At 57.1% G+C, this 19,540-nt stretch carries 17 protein-coding genes; 12 read left to right on the forward strand and 5 right to left on the reverse strand.

Going from position 1 to position 19,540, the window contains the following annotated elements; translation table 11 throughout:
* Positions 1 to 4 precede the first annotated feature (4 nt).
* The 10 genes from secF (at position 5) to ACID345_RS00800 (ending at position 8,806) form a co-directional block, all read left to right on the forward strand.
* Complete coding sequence (gene secF, locus ACID345_RS00755) at positions 5 to 1,219, forward strand: protein translocase subunit SecF (protein ID WP_011520954.1); 1,215 nt, start codon at positions 5 to 7, stop codon at positions 1,217 to 1,219.
* 130 nt (positions 1,220 to 1,349) lie between these two features.
* Positions 1,350 to 2,084: an energy transducer TonB gene (locus ACID345_RS00760; protein ID WP_011520955.1), complete on the forward strand. Its 735-nt coding sequence runs from the start codon at positions 1,350 to 1,352 to the stop codon at positions 2,082 to 2,084.
* 212 nt (positions 2,085 to 2,296) lie between these two features.
* The gene (locus ACID345_RS00765; protein WP_011520956.1) at positions 2,297 to 3,052 is read left to right on the forward strand and encodes a MotA/TolQ/ExbB proton channel family protein; all 756 of its coding nucleotides are present in this window, start codon (positions 2,297 to 2,299) and stop codon (positions 3,050 to 3,052) included.
* A 36-nt stretch (positions 3,053 to 3,088) separates the two neighbouring features.
* On the forward strand, positions 3,089 to 3,538 hold the full coding sequence (locus ACID345_RS00770) for an ExbD/TolR family protein (RefSeq protein ID WP_011520957.1): 450 nt from the start codon (positions 3,089 to 3,091) through the stop codon (positions 3,536 to 3,538).
* A gap of 18 nt (positions 3,539 to 3,556) precedes the next feature.
* Positions 3,557 to 4,003: an ExbD/TolR family protein gene (locus tag ACID345_RS00775; protein WP_011520958.1), complete on the forward strand. Its 447-nt coding sequence runs from the start codon at positions 3,557 to 3,559 to the stop codon at positions 4,001 to 4,003.
* Between the two features lie 128 nt (positions 4,004 to 4,131).
* Entirely contained in the window at positions 4,132 to 4,953 is an 822-nt protein-coding gene (locus ACID345_RS00780) for a tetratricopeptide repeat protein (RefSeq protein WP_011520959.1), read from the forward strand.
* A gap of 142 nt (positions 4,954 to 5,095) precedes the next feature.
* Positions 5,096 to 6,652, forward strand: coding sequence for an acetyl-CoA carboxylase biotin carboxylase subunit (gene accC, locus ACID345_RS00785; RefSeq protein ID WP_011520960.1), 1,557 nt, complete (start codon positions 5,096 to 5,098; stop codon positions 6,650 to 6,652).
* Entirely contained in the window at positions 6,652 to 7,155 is a 504-nt protein-coding gene (locus ACID345_RS00790; protein WP_011520961.1) for a biotin/lipoyl-containing protein, read from the forward strand. Before accC ends, ACID345_RS00790 begins: the two co-directional genes overlap by 1 nt.
* Before the next feature lie 98 nt (positions 7,156 to 7,253).
* Complete coding sequence (locus ACID345_RS00795; RefSeq protein WP_011520962.1) at positions 7,254 to 7,505, forward strand: helix-turn-helix domain-containing protein; 252 nt, start codon at positions 7,254 to 7,256, stop codon at positions 7,503 to 7,505.
* The gene (locus ACID345_RS00800; RefSeq protein ID WP_011520963.1) at positions 7,505 to 8,806 is read left to right on the forward strand and encodes a type II toxin-antitoxin system HipA family toxin; all 1,302 of its coding nucleotides are present in this window, start codon (positions 7,505 to 7,507) and stop codon (positions 8,804 to 8,806) included. The genes ACID345_RS00795 and ACID345_RS00800 overlap by 1 nt, the downstream gene beginning before the upstream one ends.
* 45 nt (positions 8,807 to 8,851) lie before the next feature.
* Here ACID345_RS00800 and ACID345_RS00805 read toward each other — a convergent pair whose 3' ends face one another.
* The 4 genes from ACID345_RS00805 to ACID345_RS00820 form a co-directional block, all read right to left on the reverse strand.
* Complete coding sequence (locus tag ACID345_RS00805) at positions 8,852 to 9,946, reverse strand: SurA N-terminal domain-containing protein (protein WP_041855314.1); 1,095 nt, start codon at positions 9,944 to 9,946, stop codon at positions 8,852 to 8,854.
* A 24-nt stretch (positions 9,947 to 9,970) separates the two neighbouring features.
* Positions 9,971 to 10,912 carry a DsbA family protein gene (locus ACID345_RS00810; RefSeq protein WP_011520965.1) on the reverse strand — a complete coding sequence of 314 codons (942 nt, stop codon included), beginning with the start codon at positions 10,910 to 10,912 and terminating at the stop codon, positions 9,971 to 9,973.
* Positions 10,913 to 11,018: 106 nt separating this feature from the next.
* Positions 11,019 to 11,870, reverse strand: a complete 852-nt coding sequence (gene larE, locus ACID345_RS00815; RefSeq protein WP_011520966.1) for an ATP-dependent sacrificial sulfur transferase LarE — start codon at positions 11,868 to 11,870, stop codon at positions 11,019 to 11,021.
* A 44-nt stretch (positions 11,871 to 11,914) separates the two neighbouring features.
* Positions 11,915 to 14,413, reverse strand: coding sequence for an LPS-assembly protein LptD (locus ACID345_RS00820; RefSeq protein ID WP_011520967.1), 2,499 nt, complete (start codon positions 14,411 to 14,413; stop codon positions 11,915 to 11,917).
* A 309-nt stretch (positions 14,414 to 14,722) separates the two neighbouring features.
* On the opposite strand from ACID345_RS00820, the gene ACID345_RS24955 reads away from it, so the two are divergent.
* Together ACID345_RS24955 and ACID345_RS00830 are read left to right on the forward strand one after the other, a co-directional pair.
* Complete coding sequence (locus ACID345_RS24955) at positions 14,723 to 15,709, forward strand: RDD family protein (RefSeq protein WP_011520968.1); 987 nt, start codon at positions 14,723 to 14,725, stop codon at positions 15,707 to 15,709.
* A gap of 80 nt (positions 15,710 to 15,789) precedes the next feature.
* A complete protein-coding gene (locus tag ACID345_RS00830; protein WP_011520969.1) occupies positions 15,790 to 18,057 on the forward strand; it encodes an APC family permease in 2,268 nt (755 codons plus the stop codon).
* 45 nt (positions 18,058 to 18,102) lie between these two features.
* Here ACID345_RS00830 and ACID345_RS00835 read toward each other — a convergent pair whose 3' ends face one another.
* Positions 18,103 to 19,410 carry a cation:proton antiporter gene (locus ACID345_RS00835; protein ID WP_011520970.1) on the reverse strand — a complete coding sequence of 436 codons (1,308 nt, stop codon included), beginning with the start codon at positions 19,408 to 19,410 and terminating at the stop codon, positions 18,103 to 18,105.
* Positions 19,411 to 19,540: the final 130 nt, after the last annotated feature.

Here is a 19,540-nt window from a genome sequence, read left to right on the forward strand (position 1 = left end):
TGACGTGGAACTGTTCCGCAATACAAACATCGATTTCCTTGGCAAGAAGTGGTACTTCCTTGCGTTCTCGTTAGTCTTCAGCGTAGCTGGCCTTATCTCGATGGGCGCACGCTACGCCAAGACAGGCACGGCCGTTCCGCTCGGCGTGGATTTCAAGGGCGGCACGCTGGTCTACGTGAAGTTCGCGCAGACTCCGAACCTTGGCGACATTCGCGCAGCGATGGACCGCTCCGGTCTGAAGGACCCGAAGATCCAGACCTATGGGGGCCCTGCCAACAACGAAGTTCTGATCGCGCTCGAACAAAAGGAAACCAGCGAGCAGGCACTCGACGCCGGGAAGAACACGATTATCAAGGCGCTCGAAACGAACCCCGCGTCGGGCAAGAACGATCTCAATAACGTGGGCTCCACGACGATCCGTGATTACCTGATGAGCAAGGATCCGTTGCACGAGGTGGTGGATCCGGGTGCGAAGTACCAGCAGATCGCGTCGCAAATTGTTGACTATCGTGACAAGGAGCGGGGCGGAGTTCTGAGTTCGGTGGATGAGCTGCAGGGTCATGTTCCTGCTGACGTGGTGAATGCGCTGAAGACGGACTACTTCACCTCTGGATTTGGCGTCCGGAACGTGGAAATCGTTGGGCCCCAGGTCGGTAAGCAGCTGAGCAATCAGGCGCTTCTGGCAACCTTATATTCGCTCGGCGGCATGCTGGTGTATCTCTGGTTCCGATTTGAGCTGATTTATGGCATCGGCGCAGTGGTTGCCTGCTTCCACGACACGATCATTACTGTAGGTGCTTTCTCCTTGCTCAACCGGGACATTTCCCTTACAGTGGTCGCCGCGATTCTCACCCTGATCGGTTACTCCATGAACGACACGATCGTCGTTTATGACCGTATCCGGGAGAACATTAAGTTACTCCGTCGCGAGTCTCTCGCCGATATTGTCAATAAGAGCATTAACCAGACCCTTAGCCGAACCATCCTGACATCTGGGCTGACGTTCCTGACGGTGCTCTCGTTGTACGTATTTGGCGGGGAAGTATTGAGAGGCTTCTCTCTTGCCCTGGTAATCGGCATCCTAATTGGAACGTATTCCTCGATCGCGGTCGCCGCGCCAATGCTGGTTGCTTACCAGGAGTGGCGGGGACACCGCGGGACGGCAGCCCTACCCGGGCCGGCGCCTCGGAAAAACGATCGAGTTAAGGTGAAGGCCTAAAGCGAGATCTCAGCCAGTTCGCCATGGGACGAACGACTTAGAAAAAAGGTTGGGATCACCCCAATTTTCTGGGAGCAAAGCAAGTGGGCCCGGTGTCTAAGTTCTATGAAGTAGTTCCGGAGAACAGGCTATGTTTGAAGACAGCCTTTTAGAATCAGGGGGAAGGCTCAAAACCAAGAGCAAAACGACGACGACAATCGCTTTCATTGTGCAGATTGCGTTGGTCGGGGTGCTGGTTTTGATCCCACTGATCTATACTGAGGCGCTCCCCAAAGGGCAGCTCACCACATTCCTGGTGGCACCGCCACCCCCACCCCCACCTCCGCCGCCTCCAGCAGCGGCTCCGGTGCATGTGGTTAAAAAGATCGAAACCGATCTGAACAATGGTCAGCTCCGACAGCCGACGGCCATCCCGAAGAAAGTCGCAATGATTAAGGAAGACGAACCGCCACCATCCAGTGCGGGCGTCATGGGCGGCGTCGCGGGTGGTGTACCCGGCGGTTCGATGAATGGCGTCATCGGCGGTATCGTTAGCTCCGCCCCTGCGCCAGTAGTAAAGATGGCGACACCGCAAAAAGTTCGCGTATCGCAGGGTGTTTCGGAAGGCCTGTTGTTGCATAAGGTCACTCCGAACTATCCGGCGCTGGCAAAGCAGGCCCGTATTCAGGGTTCTGTGGTGCTGCAGGCCACTATTGGTAAGGATGGAAGCATCCAAAACCTTCGTGTGCTGAGCGGACACCCGATGCTGACCCAGTCGGCCCTGGATGCCGTGAAGCAGTGGAAGTACAAGCCATACCTGCTGAATGGCGAAGCGGTTGAGGTCGAAACGACGGTACAGGTCAATTTCACCCTGTCCGGCGGGTAGGCTACTGCCACTGGAAAGTGTCCCGCGACCAATCCAGTTACTCCCAAGTTTGCATACCACAGCCCCACGGCGGGGCTGTGGTCACTGCCAGTGCTGACAGTGTGGCTGTAGTAAGCTGCCGCGAGTTTCCGCTCAGCTTCGCCGTACCAGAGTTTTCGCGCTAATGCGTCGTCAAGAAAGCCGTAAAGAGTTCTAGGAGGAGATCTAAACTCATGTTTCTCGCAAACCTCGCAACCTTGGTTCTTGCCAATGCTCACCTCGCCGCCTGGGCGTTCCAGGATGATGCCGGCGCCGTGGGTTGGGATCCTGTCTCGCTGTGGAAGCAGATGGGAATCCTGGCCAAGATCGTCGTAATCATCCTTTTCATCATGTCTGGTTGGTCGATTGGCGTGATGATCGATCGCGCCCTGGCATTCAGCGCCGCCCGTAAGCAGTCCCGCGCGTTTGCGCCTGCTGTTGCCGGCGCCCTCCGCGAAGGCAAGATTGATGAAGCTATCCGCGTTGCCGAGCGCAACAAGAAGAGCCACCTGGCGAAGGTTGTGACCGCTGGCCTGCAGGAATTCAAGGCGCACGGCGAGTCAGCTGACATCCCGGGCGAGCAGATCGAAGCTTCGAAGCGCGCACTTGAGCGTGCGGAAGCCATCGTTCACGCAGAACTGAAGCGCGGCCTTTCCGGCTTGGCGACTATCGGTGCAACCGCTCCGTTCGTCGGCCTGTTCGGCACGGTGGTCGGTATTCTGAACGCGTTCCGTTCGATCTCGCAGAACAAGGCGACCGGTCTCGGCGCCGTAGCCGGCGGTATTTCGGAAGCTCTCGTGACGACCGCTATCGGTTTGTTCGTGGCGATTCCCGCCGTCATGATGTTCAACTACTTCACCGGTAAGGTGGAAGCGTTCGACGTCGAGATGGACAACAGCTCGAGCGAATTGATCGACTATTTCCTGAAGCGCCGCGGCATTAAGCGGTAAGAGTAGCGGGTCTCGACTCGCGAGGAGATTTAGGAAATGGCCATCGCAAAACGCACTGCAAACGTGAACTCGAACATCAATGTCACACCGATGGTGGACGTGATGCTCGTGTTGCTGATCATTTTCATGGTCATCACACCCATGTTGCAGAAGGGCGTCAGCGTTGATATGGCGAAGACCAACAGTCCAGCTCCGATGCCGGATGCGGACAAGGAAGACTCCCTGCTCGTTGCAGTACAGCGCGACGGTACGGTGTTCTTCGGGTCGGACAAGATCAACCCCGACGACCTCACCAACAAGGTGAAAGACCGGATCGCCAACAAGACCGACAAGCGCGTTTTCATTAAGGCTGACGCGCGTGCCAAGTACGGCCGAGTCGTAGAAGTTGTGGACGACATTCGTTCGGCTGGCGTGGACACCGTCGGATTGCTGACGGAACAGAAGAAACCCCTAGCTGCACCGCCGCCAACCCCGGCCACCCACTAAGAAGAGAGGAACAACCCAATGTCAATGAATGTTGGCGGGTCTGGTGGAGGACCCACAGCGGACATGAACGTGACCCCGCTGATCGACGTCTTGCTGGTGTTGCTCATCATCTTCATGGTGATCACGCCGCTGACGCCGAAAGGCTTGGATGCACTCGTACCACAACCACCGCCGAAAGATCAGAAGCAGCAACCGCCGCCGCCCGAACGGACCATCGTGGTACAGGTGATCAAGTCGGGTGACCCGGATCGGCCGACCCTCAAGATTAATCAGGACGAAGCGAACTACGATAATCTTGAAGGCCGTCTGCGTGACATCTTTGCGAGCCGCGCCGAGAAGGTGATGTTCGTGAAGGGTGACGACGACATTTCGTTTAGCAGTGTCGCCCAGGTCATCGATATCGCGCACTCCGCGGGTGTCGACAAGGTTGGTCTCATTACTGCCAAGATCGAGGCCGGACAATAGGTCAATAATGGGCGCTCCGCTCATGAGTCGGGGCGCCCTCCTCCAATTTAGGCCCGAAAATCGTGGAAGCGATGCTTCCGGCAGAACGCGAACGGTTCGGGCAATACGCAACGGAGAGTGAAATCCCAATGACAAGAAGCGCACGGGTATTGGTCGTAGTCGCAGCCCTGCTAGCCATGCTCGCGGGCACAGGTTGCAACAAGCTGAAAGCGCGCGACCAACTCAATAAGGGCGTCCAGTCGTACAAGAACGCCAAGTATGAAGAGGCGATCGAGCATTTCAAGAACGCTGTCGAGCTTGACAACTCGCTGACCAACGCACGACTTTACCTCGCGACGGCATATGCCCAGCAGTATGTTCCGGGTATGGATGCTCCTGAGAACGTCCGCAATGCCAATATGGCGATCGAGGAATTCACCAAGATTCTCGATGCGAATCCGAGCCGCGAGCAGCAGATCCACAGCCTGAAAGGCATTGCTTCGCTCTACTTCAACATGAAGAAGTTCGACCAGGCTTCGGAGTATCACAAGAAGGTTATCGCGCTCGATCCGAACGATCCGGAGACCTACTACTCCATCGCGGTGATCGATTGGACGGAAGCGTACCAGGAAGATCAGAAGGCCCGGGCTGCCGCCGGCGTACAAGCCACGGCTCAGCTGAAGGACAAAAAGGTCTGCCAGGAACTTCGCACGAAGAATGCCCAGAAGGTTGAAGACGGCATTAACGCCCTTACGAAGGCCATCCAGCTTCGTCCGGATTACGATGATGCCATGGCTTACATCAACCTGCTCTACCGTCAGCGCGCCGAGTACGAATGTGACGACCAGGCCGCTTACGATGCCGATATCAAGACGGCGAACGAGTGGGTAGACAAGACGATCGCGACCAAGAAGGCGAAGGCTGAAAAGGCCGGGCCGACGGGCGTGATCACCACCGATCAATCGAAGTAAGCACTTATCGGTTTACCCAAAGAGCCTCCTGAACAAGGAGGCTCTTTGCTTTGTGCTTGTCACAAACCTTGGTGAGCCGTAACCGCGCGCGCGTCTGTATGCGGTGGGATAAAATCGCAATTCCGTCCCGAGGGAGTACCTGATGGCAAAGCTCTTCAACAAAATCCTTATCGCCAACCGCGGCGAGATTGCGGTCCGCGTTATTCGCGCCTGTCGCGAGATGGGGATCGAGTCGGTCGTCGTCTATTCCGACGCGGATCGCCGCGCCTTGCATGTTCGGAAGGCCGACTACGCGTATCACATTGGGCCGTCTGCGGCGAGCGAGTCGTATCTGCGCATTGACAAGATTCTCGATGTAGCGAAGAAGAGCGGGGCGGAGGCGATCCATCCCGGCTACGGATTCCTTTCGGAAAATGCACGGTTCGCGCGGGCGTGCGTCGCCGCCGGAGTGAAGTTCATTGGCCCGACAGGTGACGCGATGGATGCCATGGGATCGAAGACGAAAGCACGCCAGGCAATGGCCAAGGCGAACGTTCCCATGGTGCCTGGCAACGCCGAGGGCCTGAAGAGCGCAGAAGAGGCTGAAGTCCTCGCTGAGCAAATTGGATATCCGGTCATGCTCAAGGCTGCAGCGGGTGGTGGTGGCAAGGGCATGCGGATGGTGAAGTCGCGTGGGGAACTGCGCTCGGCGCTGGAAGCCGCGAGCAGTGAGGCGCAGCGCTCCTTCGGCGACAGCGAAGTCTATCTTGAGAAATTCATCGTCAATCCGCGGCATATCGAGATGCAGATCTTCGCGGATGAGCATGGCAACACGGTATGGCTTGGCGAGCGCGAATGCTCAGTACAGCGCCGCCATCAGAAAGTCCTCGAAGAATCGCCATCACCGATCGTAGATCCCGATATGCGGCGGCGAATGGGAGAGGTCGCGGTCCGCGTGGCACAGGTGGCGAATTACACCAACGCGGGTACCGTCGAGTTCCTGGTTGATGAGCAAAAGAACTTCTACTTCCTCGAAATGAACACGCGGCTGCAAGTCGAACATCCGGTGACGGAACTGGTGACCGGCATGGATCTTGTCCATCTGCAGATTCGCGTGGCCTCCGGCGAACTTCTACCATTCAAGCAGGAAGATCTCTTGCTCCGCGGGCATGCGATCGAGTGCCGCGTTTACGCGGAAGATCCGGATAACCAGTTCTTCCCGTCTCCCGGGCGGATCACTCGACTGATTTCACCCTCCGGTCCGGGGATTCGTCGCGATAGCGGAATGTACGAAGGCTGGACCGTACCGCTCGACTACGATCCGTTGCTCGCTAAGCTAATTGCGTACGGCAGCGATCGCGAACAATGCATTCATCGTTTGCAGCGCGCTTTGTACGAGTATTTCGTCGGCGGAATTAAGACGAATATTCCACTATTCCGACGCATTCTGAGCGACGCAGATTTTCAAGCCGGAAAGCTGCACACCGGCTTCCTGGACCGGTTGTTATCGGAGCCGCATTTGCCGGCGCCGGAACATGAGGAACGCACGCGCATGGCTGCCATCGCTGCTGCGATCTTTGCCAGCACCGAGCCGCAAGTGACACTGGGTAAACCGTTCGATGGAGTGACGTACGCAGCGGCGGCGAAGCCAGTCAACGGTGCCGCGAATGGCGAGAAGTCGGAATGGAAATTCCAGGGACGCACGGAGGCGCTTCGCTAATGGTTTACGACATCGTAATTTCGGAGAAGACCTACCGCGTCGAAATCGCCCGCGCCGGAAGCCGTTGGAGTGGCAAGATCGATGGCCAGCCATTCGATGTTGACGCTGTCCCGACCGCCCGCGACATTCTTTCCATCATCGAAGGCGAGGGTAAGGCCTACGAGGTGAAACGAGAACGCGCGCTGAACGGCGAACTCCACATGCTGGTCGGAAGCTCCCGTTACTCCTGTGAGATCAACGATCCTCGTTCGCTTCGGACACGCCGTGCCGCCGCGGGCAGTACCGAGGGCCCGCAGAAGATCGTCGCGCCCATGCCGGGTAAAGTCGTGCGTATTCTTGTGCCTCAAGGCGGAGAAGTGGAAGTGGGGAAGGGCGTCGTTGTCGTTGAAGCGATGAAGATGCAAAACGAGCTGAAATCGCCAAAGAGCGGGAAAGTACAGAAGGTCCTGGTGAGCGAAGGCGCGACGGTGAATGCGGGGGACACGCTGGCGGTGATCGAGTAGGGTATTCGCTAAAGCGTATAAATTAAATCAATACGATTATGCGTATATATTGACTTTATTCGCTAAGACGTATAAAGTCCATCAATACGGTTAAGCGTATGGATGAAATCGCTCGTACCTCCAAACAACTCGGTGCCCTCCTCCGGAAGACCCGCAAGAGCCTCGGTCTCACCCAAGCCGACCTGGCGTCTCGAATCGACGTTCGGCAAGCGACCATTTCCGATTTAGAGCATGGAGAACGCGAGGCAAGGCTCGGCACGGTGCTCCAAGTGCTCGCAGCGTTGGATCTGGAACTGGTAGTCCGCACTCGCACGCGCGGCGATGCCAAGCATCTAGAGGACCTCTTCTGATGCCCCGTCACGCTACCTATGCCCCTCTAAACGTTTTCATCAACTCGCGACGGGTCGGAGTTCTCCGTCGCGAGTCCTCAGGCGCCGTCGAATTTCGCTACAGCGACGAGTGGCTCGCGTGGGCGCACGCATTTCCGATCTCACTATCTCTGCCTATGCGTCCGGAGAAATACGTTGGCGCTCCGGTTCTCGCAGTCCTGGAAAATCTACTGCCGGACAATGAAGCGATCCTGCGACGAGTCGCTGAGCGGGTGCACGCGAACGGAACCGACGCTTATAACTTGCTTTCAGCAATCGGACGCGACTGCGTCGGGGCACTGCAGTTTCGACCGGAAGACACACAACCTGGCCCTGCAGGAGTCGTTGATGGAGAGGAACTCGAGGGTCACGGAATTGAGCAACTACTCGCAAACCTAACGCGCGCGCCTCTAGGCCTTACGACCGACGATGATTTCAGGATCTCTATCGCCGGAGCCCAAGAAAAGACTGCTCTTCTCCGCTGGAATGATCGATGGTGGAAACCGCTTGGCGCCACGGCGACCACACATATTTTCAAGCGGCCGATAGGAATGGCGCACAATATTGACCTCAGCGATAGCGTGGAGAATGAGTATCTCTGTCTCCGACTCACGAAGGCATTGGGAATTCCTGTTGCGAATGCGGAAATCGAGCAGTTTGGAAAACAGAAGGCATTGGTGATTGAGCGCTTCGATCGTCTTTGGACGAGCGACAAGAGGTTGTTGCGCATTCCGCAAGAAGACTGCTGCCAGGCATTCTCGATGCCACCAACCAAAAAATACGAAGCCGAGGGCGGTCCCGGAGCCGTGAAAATTCTTACCCTCCTCAATGCTAGTGACACGCCTACCGACGACCAGAAGATGTTCTTGAAAGCACTGATAACTTTTTGGCTACTCGGAGCGATCGACGGCCATGCAAAGAATTTCAGTATTCGAATCGCCGAAGGCGGACGTTTTCAATTGTCTCCCCTTTACGACATCGTCTCCGGCCAGCCGGCTGTGGCAGCGGGCAGCATCCGCCACAACCAATTCAAACTAGCGATGGCGGTTGGGAAGAATCGGCAGTACGTGGTGAACTCAATCGCACCCCGGCACTTCGCCGAAACGGCTGCACAGGCGGGCGTCGGGCGAGTGGTCGTGGAGGAAGCGATGCAGGAGTTACATTCGGCGGCGGTGAAGAATGTGAGCCACGTTTTCAAAGACCTTCCTTCCAAGTTTCCAATGAAAATGGCAGAAGCGGTCCAGAAAGGCTTCGACCGGCGCCTCAAGATGCTGAGTGCATGAAAAAAAGGCATGGCCGCGGCCACGCCTTTTCTCACATCTTCAGGTCTACTTCTGTCCTGCCCGTTTGAGCACGTCGTCGGCGAAATAGTTCTCTACGCTCGACTTATCGCGCACAGACTCGTAGTACGCGGCTTTCAGCAGTTGCTCGCGGCCGTCGCGAAGTTGTTCGCGGATTGCTTGCTGGACGCGGGGATCGTTGAGTTCGCGCTGTCCGGAAGATTCTTTGGCGATCAGCTTCAGGATTCGATAGCCCAACACCTGCTTGTTCGAGGGATCTACGATCGGAAGCACGCCGGTGTACTGGCCGGGCTTCAGTCTCGCGACCGCATCGAAGGCGAGCTTATCGCCTTTGAGCGATGACTCCGGGATGAATCCGAGATCGCCGCCATTCGGCGAGATTTCTGGCTGTTCGGAGTAGTTCATCGCGACCGATGCGAAATCCTCACCGCTATCGAGCCGATTCACGAGCTGCTGGATCTTCTTCTTGGCTTCAGCGTCGTTGTTGGCCTTCTGCAGGTTCTTCACTTGCGGATTCGGCTGCGGAGTTACGAGGATCTGCGCCATATGGTACTGCGGCTCGATCAGGTTGAACTCTGCTTTATGGGCGTTGTAGTAGGAGCTGATGTCGCCGTCCGAGACGTTGATTTTGGAAGTGATCTCTTTGTTGATGACCTTGTCGATGGTGATGCTGCGACGCAGGTCGCGACGGAAGTCGTCCATCGTAATGCCGCGCTCTTTCAGCCGCGCATCGAACTGTTCCTGCGAATAGGGCGCCTTGGCGGCGTTGACCTTGCTGTCCACTTCTTCGTCAGTCGCAAGCAGGCCGAGTTTTTCCGCGCGCTGCATCAGGATCTCGTTGTTAATCAACTCGCGCAGGATATTGAGCCGCAGGTTGTCGGCTTGTTCATCGCTGGGCTGCTGCGGAGAGCCTGCGATCTGGTTCTTGTAATACTTTTCAACCTCGGGGCGAGTGATCTTATGACCATTCACGCGGGCCATTACGTCGTCCCCGCCTCCGCGATTGTTGCAGCCTGCAAGGCCGATTGCGGCCAATAGTGTGAGAGCAGCTAAGGGTGCCGCCCAGACAGACGATTTCTTACTGTGCAACTCGGTCCTCCATGAGGAAGCCTCTCGCAGCATACTTCGAGGCAGGATCAGCACTGCTTATTTCGACGCTCCCGTGCCGGTGCTGCCCTGCTCTTGCAAGTGCTTTTTGATTACATCAATCAATGCGTCTTCTTCAATTGCACCTTCGAGCTTTTCGCCGTTCACGAACATCGTGGGCGTTGCGCTCACGTCTAAACCATTGGCTTCCGAAACCGACTTCTTCAGCGCGGCGCTCTCGGACTGATTCTTGATGCACGCTTGTAGCTGATCCACATTCAAACTGTGTTTACGTCCGATGTCCAGCGTAACCTTGTCGACGGCTTCCTGCATTGCCGCAACGGAACGATGTTCCTCTTTTTTACCGGTGATTGCCGGCTGGTTGCTATGCACGTAGTCGGCAAAGTCCCAGTAGGCGTCCGTATTCTGGCTGGCAATGCAGTTTGAGTCCACGGCGGCTCGATCGGCCCACGGGTGGATTTCGGTCAAGGGATAGTCCTTGTAGATGATCCGCACCTTGTCGCCATACTGCTTCAGGACGTTGACGAGTTCGCTGTGCATACGGGCGCAGAAGGGGCACTCGAAATCGTCGTAATTGACGATCGTGACCTTGGCGTCTTTGTTGCCACGCACTGGCCGGTTCGCTATGTCGATCTTCGCCATGTTTTCTTCGTAGGGATCTTTGCTGAGATCGATTTTCGAAAGCCGGGCGAGGGTCTTGCCGTCCTTGGAAAGCAGGAATTCGTAGTTCTTCGATTTATCACCGTCCGAGATCGCAACGGTCACCGCATCGTATCCGCTGAAGTCGCTCGGCTTGGGCGCACCAACCGTTATATTGACCTGCGGAGGAACGCTGAAATGAGCTCGAATTTGGTCCTGGATTCGCCGGTTCAGCTGGGCGTCCGAGAGCTTGTTCTGCGATTGCGTATTGGACGATGACTGGGCGGAGCAGCCCACGCAGACCGCCAGAACTACGACTGCCAGACTCTTGAACAGAGACACGAACAACCACCTTGGAGGGAGAAACATGAACTCTTAATTATCGCACGTTGACGGCCCTAATTGGTTGAAAACTCAATATCTATGCGGGGTTTTGCGGGACGATACGTTATTGCTTTTGCAATACTTCGAGAGGCAGGAGGGAGTTCATTGACCCGGAGCGGAAGCCCTCGAGGTCGAGCGTGACATAGGTAAAGCCAAGTGCCTTGAAGACGCGAGTGAACTCGCGCGCCATCTCAGGGGTCATGGCGCGGGCGATTTCATCCTTGGCGATCTCGATGCGAGCGATCTGGCCATGATGCCGGACCCGAACTTGCCGGAAGCCCAACCCCCGCAGGGCATCTTCTCCCTTTTCGACCTGTTCCAAGGCTTCCGTCGTGACCGGGCGGCCGTATTCAATGCGGCTCGAAAGGCATGCAGATGCAGGCTTGTCCCAGACCCTCAGACCCGCCTGACGCGCTAGCTCGCGGATATCAGACTTGGTCATCGCGGCGTCGAGGAGCGGTGCCACGACTCCATGTTGTTTCGCGGCGCGCTGGCCGGGACGGAAATCGCCCTGGTCGTCGAGGTTCACGCCATACGCCACTTTCGAGTAGCCGTGTTCAGTTGCGACCCGCTCCATGACGGCGAAAAGCTCATCCTTACAGTGGAAGCATCGCATGGCATCGTTGCGGCGATAGTCGGGGCTGTCCATCTCCGAGGTTTGCACCACTTGCACTGGGATGCTTTGCTCTTCCCCGAAGGCCAGTGCGTCGCGCATCTGGGCGCGCGCCAAGCTTGCCGAGTCAGCGAGGATGGCCAGCATGTTGTCGCCGAGTACTTGGTGGGCGACGTACGCCAGGTACGCGGAGTCGATGCCGCCGGAGTAGGCCACCAGCAGTCGCCCGAGCGAGCGCAGGTGCGCCTCGAGCGATTGCTGTTTCTTTTCGAGCGACAACTCCGGCAAGGGCGAGACGGCCATGTATCTATCGTACGACACGAAACGCGAGTCGTGGGATGGCTGGACTAGTAAAGACGTTCTTGCCGCTTCATGGTGCCGAAGCTGCCGACGTTCGCCAGGGTGAGCGAGAAGCGGAACTGATTTTCATTGCGGATGTTACCGAGTGCGAAGCGCCGATATTCCGCACTGACACCGCAACAATCCCAGTTGTAGTTGAGCTGTGCGGCTGAGTACTGCAGGAATCCCTGGGTGGCGTCGAAGCCGAGGCTCGCCGCGGCGCCAAACCCTGTCTTGTTGGGGTGACCAAAGCCCCCGAGAAAACGAATCTGGTTGAAGCGCGCAGGCACCAGCGCGACGTTGCTGCTGGTGGCATCGGGGACAGTGGTGTTCAGGAACGCGTGGCTGGCGCCGACGAAGTATTCGCTGAAGCGGTAATTGCCGATCACGGTGCTGGCGTTAATGCGTCCGGCCACCGAGTCGTAGTCGAAATTCCACTGTACGTCAGTATTAGCAGTCGTCTGAATCCGCATGCGCGATACGAAGGGCGAGAAGCGGCGAGGGCTATCAATGTAGGCGATACCTGTCAGTTCGGCCGACGTTGTGAAGACATTGCGTGTGCCGTTGATGACGGCGCCACCGAACGTCGGGTCGAAATAATACTTCTGCGCCAGGTCCCAGCTGAACGCTTCGCGCGTTCTCGAAGCAAGGTCGCCGCAAGTGGACTTCGGCTTGAGCGATTCGAGTTGCTCGTGGGGAAGCTTGTTTTCCGGTGTTAACGGATCGGGGCAATCCGACGTGGCGCGCAAGTTCTTGGTGTAAACGCGAGTGGTGAAGGCGTACAGAACTTCGTTGGTGTTGCTTAGAATGTCGCGGGCGTCGAAGCGAATGATGTTGTGAAAGTTGTCTACGCCATTCACGTAGTTGTAGATGATTCGTGGCTCGATCGTGTGCTTGACCTGGTGCTGGAAGATTGGTTTCTCGAAGATCTTCTCAAGCGCCGGAGGACGAAATTCGAAGCCGGCTTCCAGCGAACGACGGTTTACCGGATCCTCGATCGAGACGTTGCCCAGAGCGCGCTGAGTGTAATAGGTGTCTCGCATTGCGATGGACGGCCGCAACGTCCAACCGTTCAAGAACAGGGCATAGGACAGTGCCGGTTGGATGTCGTAGCGTCCCATGTACGGGACCGAGTAATTAATCACTGTTGTTTTAAGTGTGGCGAGATCGGGCTCGCTGCGCTTCAGGCCCTCGGCCGCCCCTTCCAGCCAGAAAAAGAAGCGAGTCCGGGCGATCTGTTTCTCGACGTTCGTCAATTCGAACGTTGGAGCATGCACGATCAGGATCGCGCTATCGCCTCCCGTAGTCACAAGCGGAGTGCCAGTGACTGAGCATGGAACGTAAATGCCCAGCGTCGAACACTGATTTGTACCGAGAAAATTCTGGTATCGCGATGCCATCGCGTTGAAGCTGAGCGTATCGATGCTCTTGGTGAGGAAAGCGACCGATTTCACTTCAGAGTTGATAGCCTGCGTGTAAGACTCGGCGAACGCTTCCCGGAAAATGAACGAAGTCAGGTAGTCGATATCAGCGACCGCCCGGATGTCGTATTTGGCCTTCGTCTCAGCGGACAAACGGACTTCGGCGCCGCCCTGATTTTTGCGATCGAGCACCTGGAAATAGTGAAGATCGATAGTCGTCTTCTCGTCGGGTCGCGAACGAAATTCGCCATGTTCGGCCCAGCCACGTTGCGAAAAATATTCGGCGCCCACCGAGAGATCTGAACTCGTGTTAATCGCCCAATAGAAGGAGTCGCCAAGAATCGTGCCCTTCTGTGACGATTGGCCGATATTGGGAAGGAGGAATCCCGTTTGACGTCCCAAGTTCTCAACCGGGTGCTGTACGTAGGGAAAATAGAAGACGGGAATGCCGTGCAAGCGGAAGTCGGAGTGATAGATTTTGGCGTCGGCGCCGACGACAACATCGATCTTAGCGGCGTGGAACGTCCACTTCGGCTGCGGAAGTTCGCAGGTAGTGATCACGCCGTGATACACCACGTAGCGGTCCGGCGCCACTTTCTCGACCACCTCTCCGGTGAATACGAACGGGTTGGAAGATGTGAGGATGACGTTCTTGCCGCGGAACTTGGCGCCCGTCATACCGGTAACGTCGTAAAACTTGCCGGTCTGGGTCTGAACGTTGAGTGTGCCGTGGGTGGCGGTTAGGTGTTCGTCGTGCGGTCCGCCCTCAAGTACAAGGTGGCCGGTCGCCTGGACTTCTCCAGTGCTGTCGTCGTAGGTGATCTCGTCGGAGTGAAGCACAAATCCACGGAACCGGATAACGACATTCCCGCGTAATTTGTAAATCGAGCCGATTTTTTCCTGTTCGCGCGCCTCGATTAAAACGTCTTCCGGCGGCCTGCTCGATTGCGACGACTTGATTGCTGGGCTCGTCTTCTCAGATTTCAGGTTCTTCTGTGCGAGCAGCCCGCTGGTTAATAAGCAGCAGAGAAGAAGCAGGTGACAACCCATTCGAAGCGTGGTATTCGTTTCTCTGCGGAATGTCATCGAGGGCGCACTTCGAGACCCAAGCACTTCGTAATTGTCTGGCCGGGGCACAAGCTCGCAACTTAACACGTTGCTGGCGATTCAGCAAAACCACTGCCGGGCCGGGGGCTTCCGGGAATCACTGCCACCGATGCACATCCGCGGCTCTCGGCGTTCTTCCAATTCGCACCATGCTGGTTTCCAGCCCCGACGTCGTAGATTTTGCGCGCACCACGCGCCTTTCCGCGCGACGCGACCTTATTTCCACATCACATTGCGATAGGCTGCGAGAGGATTCGCTCTTTGGTTGAACCTACCTCCAATTTGGGAATGGACGAATCTCTTCCTCTCGATGAATCGTGGAAGAGCGAGGTGGCTTCTCGTCTCGACAGCTATCGCTCGAAGAGCAAACGTAAACTGTCGGGCGACTTCTCGATGCGTTTCAACTTCGAGGGTGAGCTGGCGCGGCCGCGTCAGCAGATCTGCGTTCCAGCGGCGCCGAAGTCAGAAACAGTCGAACCGGACGCCGAGGAGCAAGCAGCTGAGACTCTCGAATTGTCCGTCGTAGCGAAAGTCGAAGCCGAGCAGCAGGTCATCGAAGAAAAAGTACAGCTCGAACAGGTCGAACTTCCGCAAACGGTGCCGCCGAGTCAGCCTCCGCCGCTACGCCCGTCTGTTCCTTTCAAGCGCAAGATCCGCATGGAGGCGAATGTCATAGAGTTTCCGCGGCTGTTCCCGCCGGAGCCCCCGCTCTCGAACGTACTTGCCGAGCCTGTACTGCCGTCCGCACCCAGGATTCTCGATGCGCCGGAGATTGCCGAGCCGTTATGGGAGACGCCGATCCTTGAGGGCATGCGGCTGGAACACATAGAACATGAATCGGCGCCGCAGTTTGAGCTGCCGCTGCAGGTGGCATCGGTCATTCAGCGGGTGAATGCCTACGTCGCGGACGGCCTGATCGTGCTGATCGCCAGCGCAGTGTTCTGCGCTGTGGTTTTGAAGTTGCTGCCGGGGCTGGAGCTTTCGAAGCCGCTGATTTTCGGGGCTGCTGCTGTGCCTCCGATCTTCTGGGCCACGTTCGAATACCTCTTCATCGTTTACGCGGCACGGACGCCCGGCATGGCGATGACGAAACTCGCGCTCAGCACCTTCGACGGAACCGCTCCCAATCGTCGCCAAAGGCACCGCCGTGTGCTTGGTATGGCAGTGTCCTGCTGCTCACTGATGCTCGGCTTCCTGTGGGCATTTTTCGACGAGGACATGCTTTGCTGGCACGATCGCATGAGCCGCACCTATAGCTTCCATCAGAAGTCCTAAGTTCCTCATCGGCCAGTGCGAAGCATCCAACCTGAATAGTCGCTGCCCCCACTTTCTGGTAACGTTGAATCTCTTTTCGCATGTCGAGCTTCAGTGATCAAGCGAACCGCCCGGCAGTAAAGGTCTTCGTCGCCACTACGGTGATGCTGTCGTTCATCTCCTTCTGGCGGGCGGCAGCCATTGTTCTGTCCGATCTTGCTTCCTCTGCCTATTACGTTGGCGGTGACGCCGAGAAGGTCATCGGCAAGAGCGCTCCATGGTTCGTCCTTGCGGTGATGCTGTTCGCGAATGGCGTTCGCGCGGTCTACATAGAATCCAGCGTCATGTTCGTACGCGGGGGCGTGTACAAGGTCGTGAAGAGCGCCATGGGCAGCCAGCTGGCGAAGCTGTCGGTTTCCGCCCTGCTTTTCGATTACGTCCTGACCGGCCCGATTAGCGGTGTGTCCGCCGGCCAATATCTTGCAGGATTGCTGATAGATACCCTCGGCCACTTTGGGCATCCGATCCATGCCACTGACCAGCAGATCAATTATTTTGCCGCCGTCGTCGCGATTTGCGTGTCGCTTTATTTCTGGTGGAACAACATCAAGGGGATTCACGAGTCGAGTGACAAGGCGCTGCGCATCATGCAGATCACGAGCATCATGGTGGTGCTGCTCATCGGCTGGTGCTTGATTACGTTCATCCTTCACCCGGAAACGGCGCATCTCCCTCCTTTCCCATCTCGCGAGACGTTAAAAGTTTCAGGCGAATCTTTAGGTTGGCTCTATGGAACCTGGGCGGGGAAGTTGTTGCCGATTCTTTTGATCGTCGGATTCGGGCACTCGGTGCTGGCCATGAGTGGTGAAGAGTCGCTTGGCCAGGTGAACCGCGAGATCGAGCATCCCAAGCTTCAGAACCTGATAAAAGCCGGCATCGTCATTGCCTGCTTCGCGCTTTTCTTCACCTCGCTGGTGTCGATCTTCGCGGTCATGATTATCCCCGACAGCGTGCGGCCGAACTATTTCGCGAACCTGATCAGCGGGCTGGCGATGAATGTTGCCGGGCCTTACACTCTGAGGCTGTTCTTCCAGGCTTTCGTGGTGCTTGTCGGGGCTTTGCTTTTGTCGGGAGCCGTGAATACCGCGATCGTTGGCGCTAACGGAGTGTTAAACCGGCTGAGCGAAGACGGAGTGCTCACCTCCTGGTTCCGCCATCCGCATCCCCGGTTCGGGACAAGCCACCGCGTGATCAACATGATCGTGATCCTGCAGATAGGGACCATCATCGCCAGCCGCGGAAACGTGTATCTGTTGGCTGCGCTTTACGCTTTCGGCGTGGTGTGGTCGTTCTCTTTCATGTCACTCGCCGTCCTCGTGTTGCGGTTTAAGAATCCGGAAAACCGCCAGTGGAAGGTGCCGGGCAACATTCGATTTGGCCAGGTGGAATTTCCAATCACGGTCTCCGTCATCTTTCTCGCATTGCTCTCCGTCGCGATCGTGAACCTCTTCACCAAACCGCTTGCAACGAAATACGGAATCATCTTTAGCGCTTTGCTCTATGGCGTCTTCACCGTGACAGAGCGAATGAATCAGCGCACGGTTGCTTCAGGGAAACATGAGTTGGAGCAGTTCCGTGTCGCCGCGCAGGAGGAGCCCAGCTATGAATCCATCGAAGTGCGGCCCGGCAACATACTCGTGGCAGTGCGCGACCCAAAGAACCTCACCTACCTGCGGAAGATCCTTCAGGAAACGGACACCACCAAACGCGACGTAGTAGTGATGACCGCGCGCGTCTATCACCGGCAACACTCCTTTGGCGATGTCCGGAGCATGGAGCCGACGGAGGTCTTTGATCAGTACGAGCAAAGCCTGTTCACCGCAGTCGTCAACATTGCGGAGAAGGAAGGCAAGCACATCTCTCTACTGGTTGCGCCAACAAACGATGTCTTCGATGCAATCCTGGCTACGGCGCAGCGACTCCGCAGCTCGAAGATCGTGTGCGGCCTTTCCAACAAACTCTCTGACGATGAGCAAGCAAAACTGAGTGGTGACGCCTGGGAACGATTGCCGGAGCCACGGCCGCGGCTGAGGCTGGTGATTGTCGCTCCCGACGGGCGGGAGCGGGAATACGAACTCGGCCCTCACAACCCGAGGTTGCGCCTGCAGGACCTCAAGCTCATGCACGAGATTTGGTTGGAACTTACGCGAGATCCAAAATACTCCGGTCTCCATCACTATCACGTGGTGGGTGCCGCTTTGAAGGAGCTGCAGGACCGGCTCCACGGCACGGACCGGGTGGGCGCCATCCGAGACATAGAAGCTGAGATCAAGCGAGATTCCGACGAGCCGCCCCAGATCGTCGGGTAAGAAAAACGCACGGCCGCAGCCGTGCCTTCGGTTTTAAATTTCTATTTATGCTGCAAGCTGCTCGGGATCCGCTACCTTCACCGGCAACTCTTCCACCGAGGCCGTTAGCAGCGGTTTGCCACTGCGCAAGATGTACTCCAGCCACGCGCCTGCTGCCTGCGAGGTCAGAATAGCCGTCAGAACGAGTGTGGTGTAAAACGCAGCGTTGATGATGCCGGCGTCATACGCGACGCTCGCCAGCACAATGCCGGGGCCGCCGCGCGCATTCGTCGCAATCGCAAGGTTCAGCGAGTCGTACCAGTTGAAACGCGCCAGGCGCGCGCCGAGTCCGGCGGAGAGCAGCTTCAGCAGGCACGCCAGGCCCATGAAGATCGCGAGCATGGAGAACGAGAATGTCTTGCTCAAGTCGAGGCGGTAGCCGACGATAGCGAAATAAATTGGAATGAACGTCGCGAACGAGAACGTCTTCAGCGACTCAACCGCGGGCGCGAGCGTCTCCAGTTCGCCGATCAGGCCGTAGCCCGCGAGGAAAGCCGCGAAGACCAGGCTCACATCGAAGGCCGCCGCAATCGCAGAATAGGCAAGCAGCACGACCGTCACGTAGCCGACCGGCGAAGCGTGTACGAGGATGTTCCAGCGCGCGCGCGTGATCCAGCGCAACAGCACGGGTGCAATCGTCATGCCGATGCCGAAGTACACCAGTGCCGCGATCACGTGGCGGAGAACATGTCCGGTCTGCACGCCGTTCGTAGAAATCAACGCTGTGGCGACAGCCAACACCGCCCATAGAACGATGTCTTCAATTACGGCGACGCCGAGAATCAAGCTGGCGAAGCGCGTATGCAGAATCTTAAGATCGTGCAGAATGCGCGAGATGACGGGGATCGAGGTAACCGAAGCCGCGATGCCGACAATCAGCAGCACCGACATGCGGGGCGCGTTCGGGGTCGCCAGCTTTTCCAAGGGGATGAACTTGTAAGCGGCGATCACAAGCAGGAACGGCACCGCCGTCCCAACTGACGCCAGCCAAGTGACCTCCCGGCGGTCGCGCTTCTTGAACAGTCCCTTTACTTCTGCGCCGGAGCAGAACATCAAGAGCAGCAGGCCGAGATTGTAGAGGAACGAAAGAATCAGCTCGTACTTTTGTCCCACAGGGCCAGAACCAGCGAAGATCGCTTGCGAAATGCGTGGCGCGAAGTGGCCGAGCAGCGACGGGCCAAGCAGCACGCCGGCGAGGATCTCACCAATGACCTTCGGCTGCCGCATTCGCTGGAATAGATATCCAAGCAGTTGCGCGCTGGCGATGACGACGAACAGGAGAAGCGTAAGCGAGCCGAATTCCGCTGTACTCATGTGTCCCGGAGCCCTTTGTGTCTGGAATTCTGCCGCGAACGCGGCGCGACGATTCTCCCTACAGGAGGAGGCGCTTTCCGTCTGTACGTAGGATGAGGGCTGCTGCAATGCGGTTGTCATCAAAATGGGG

The sequence above is a fragment of the Candidatus Koribacter versatilis Ellin345 genome (assembly GCF_000014005.1).
Taxonomy (GTDB): Bacteria; Acidobacteriota; Terriglobia; order Terriglobales; family Acidobacteriaceae; genus Korobacter; species Korobacter versatilis_A.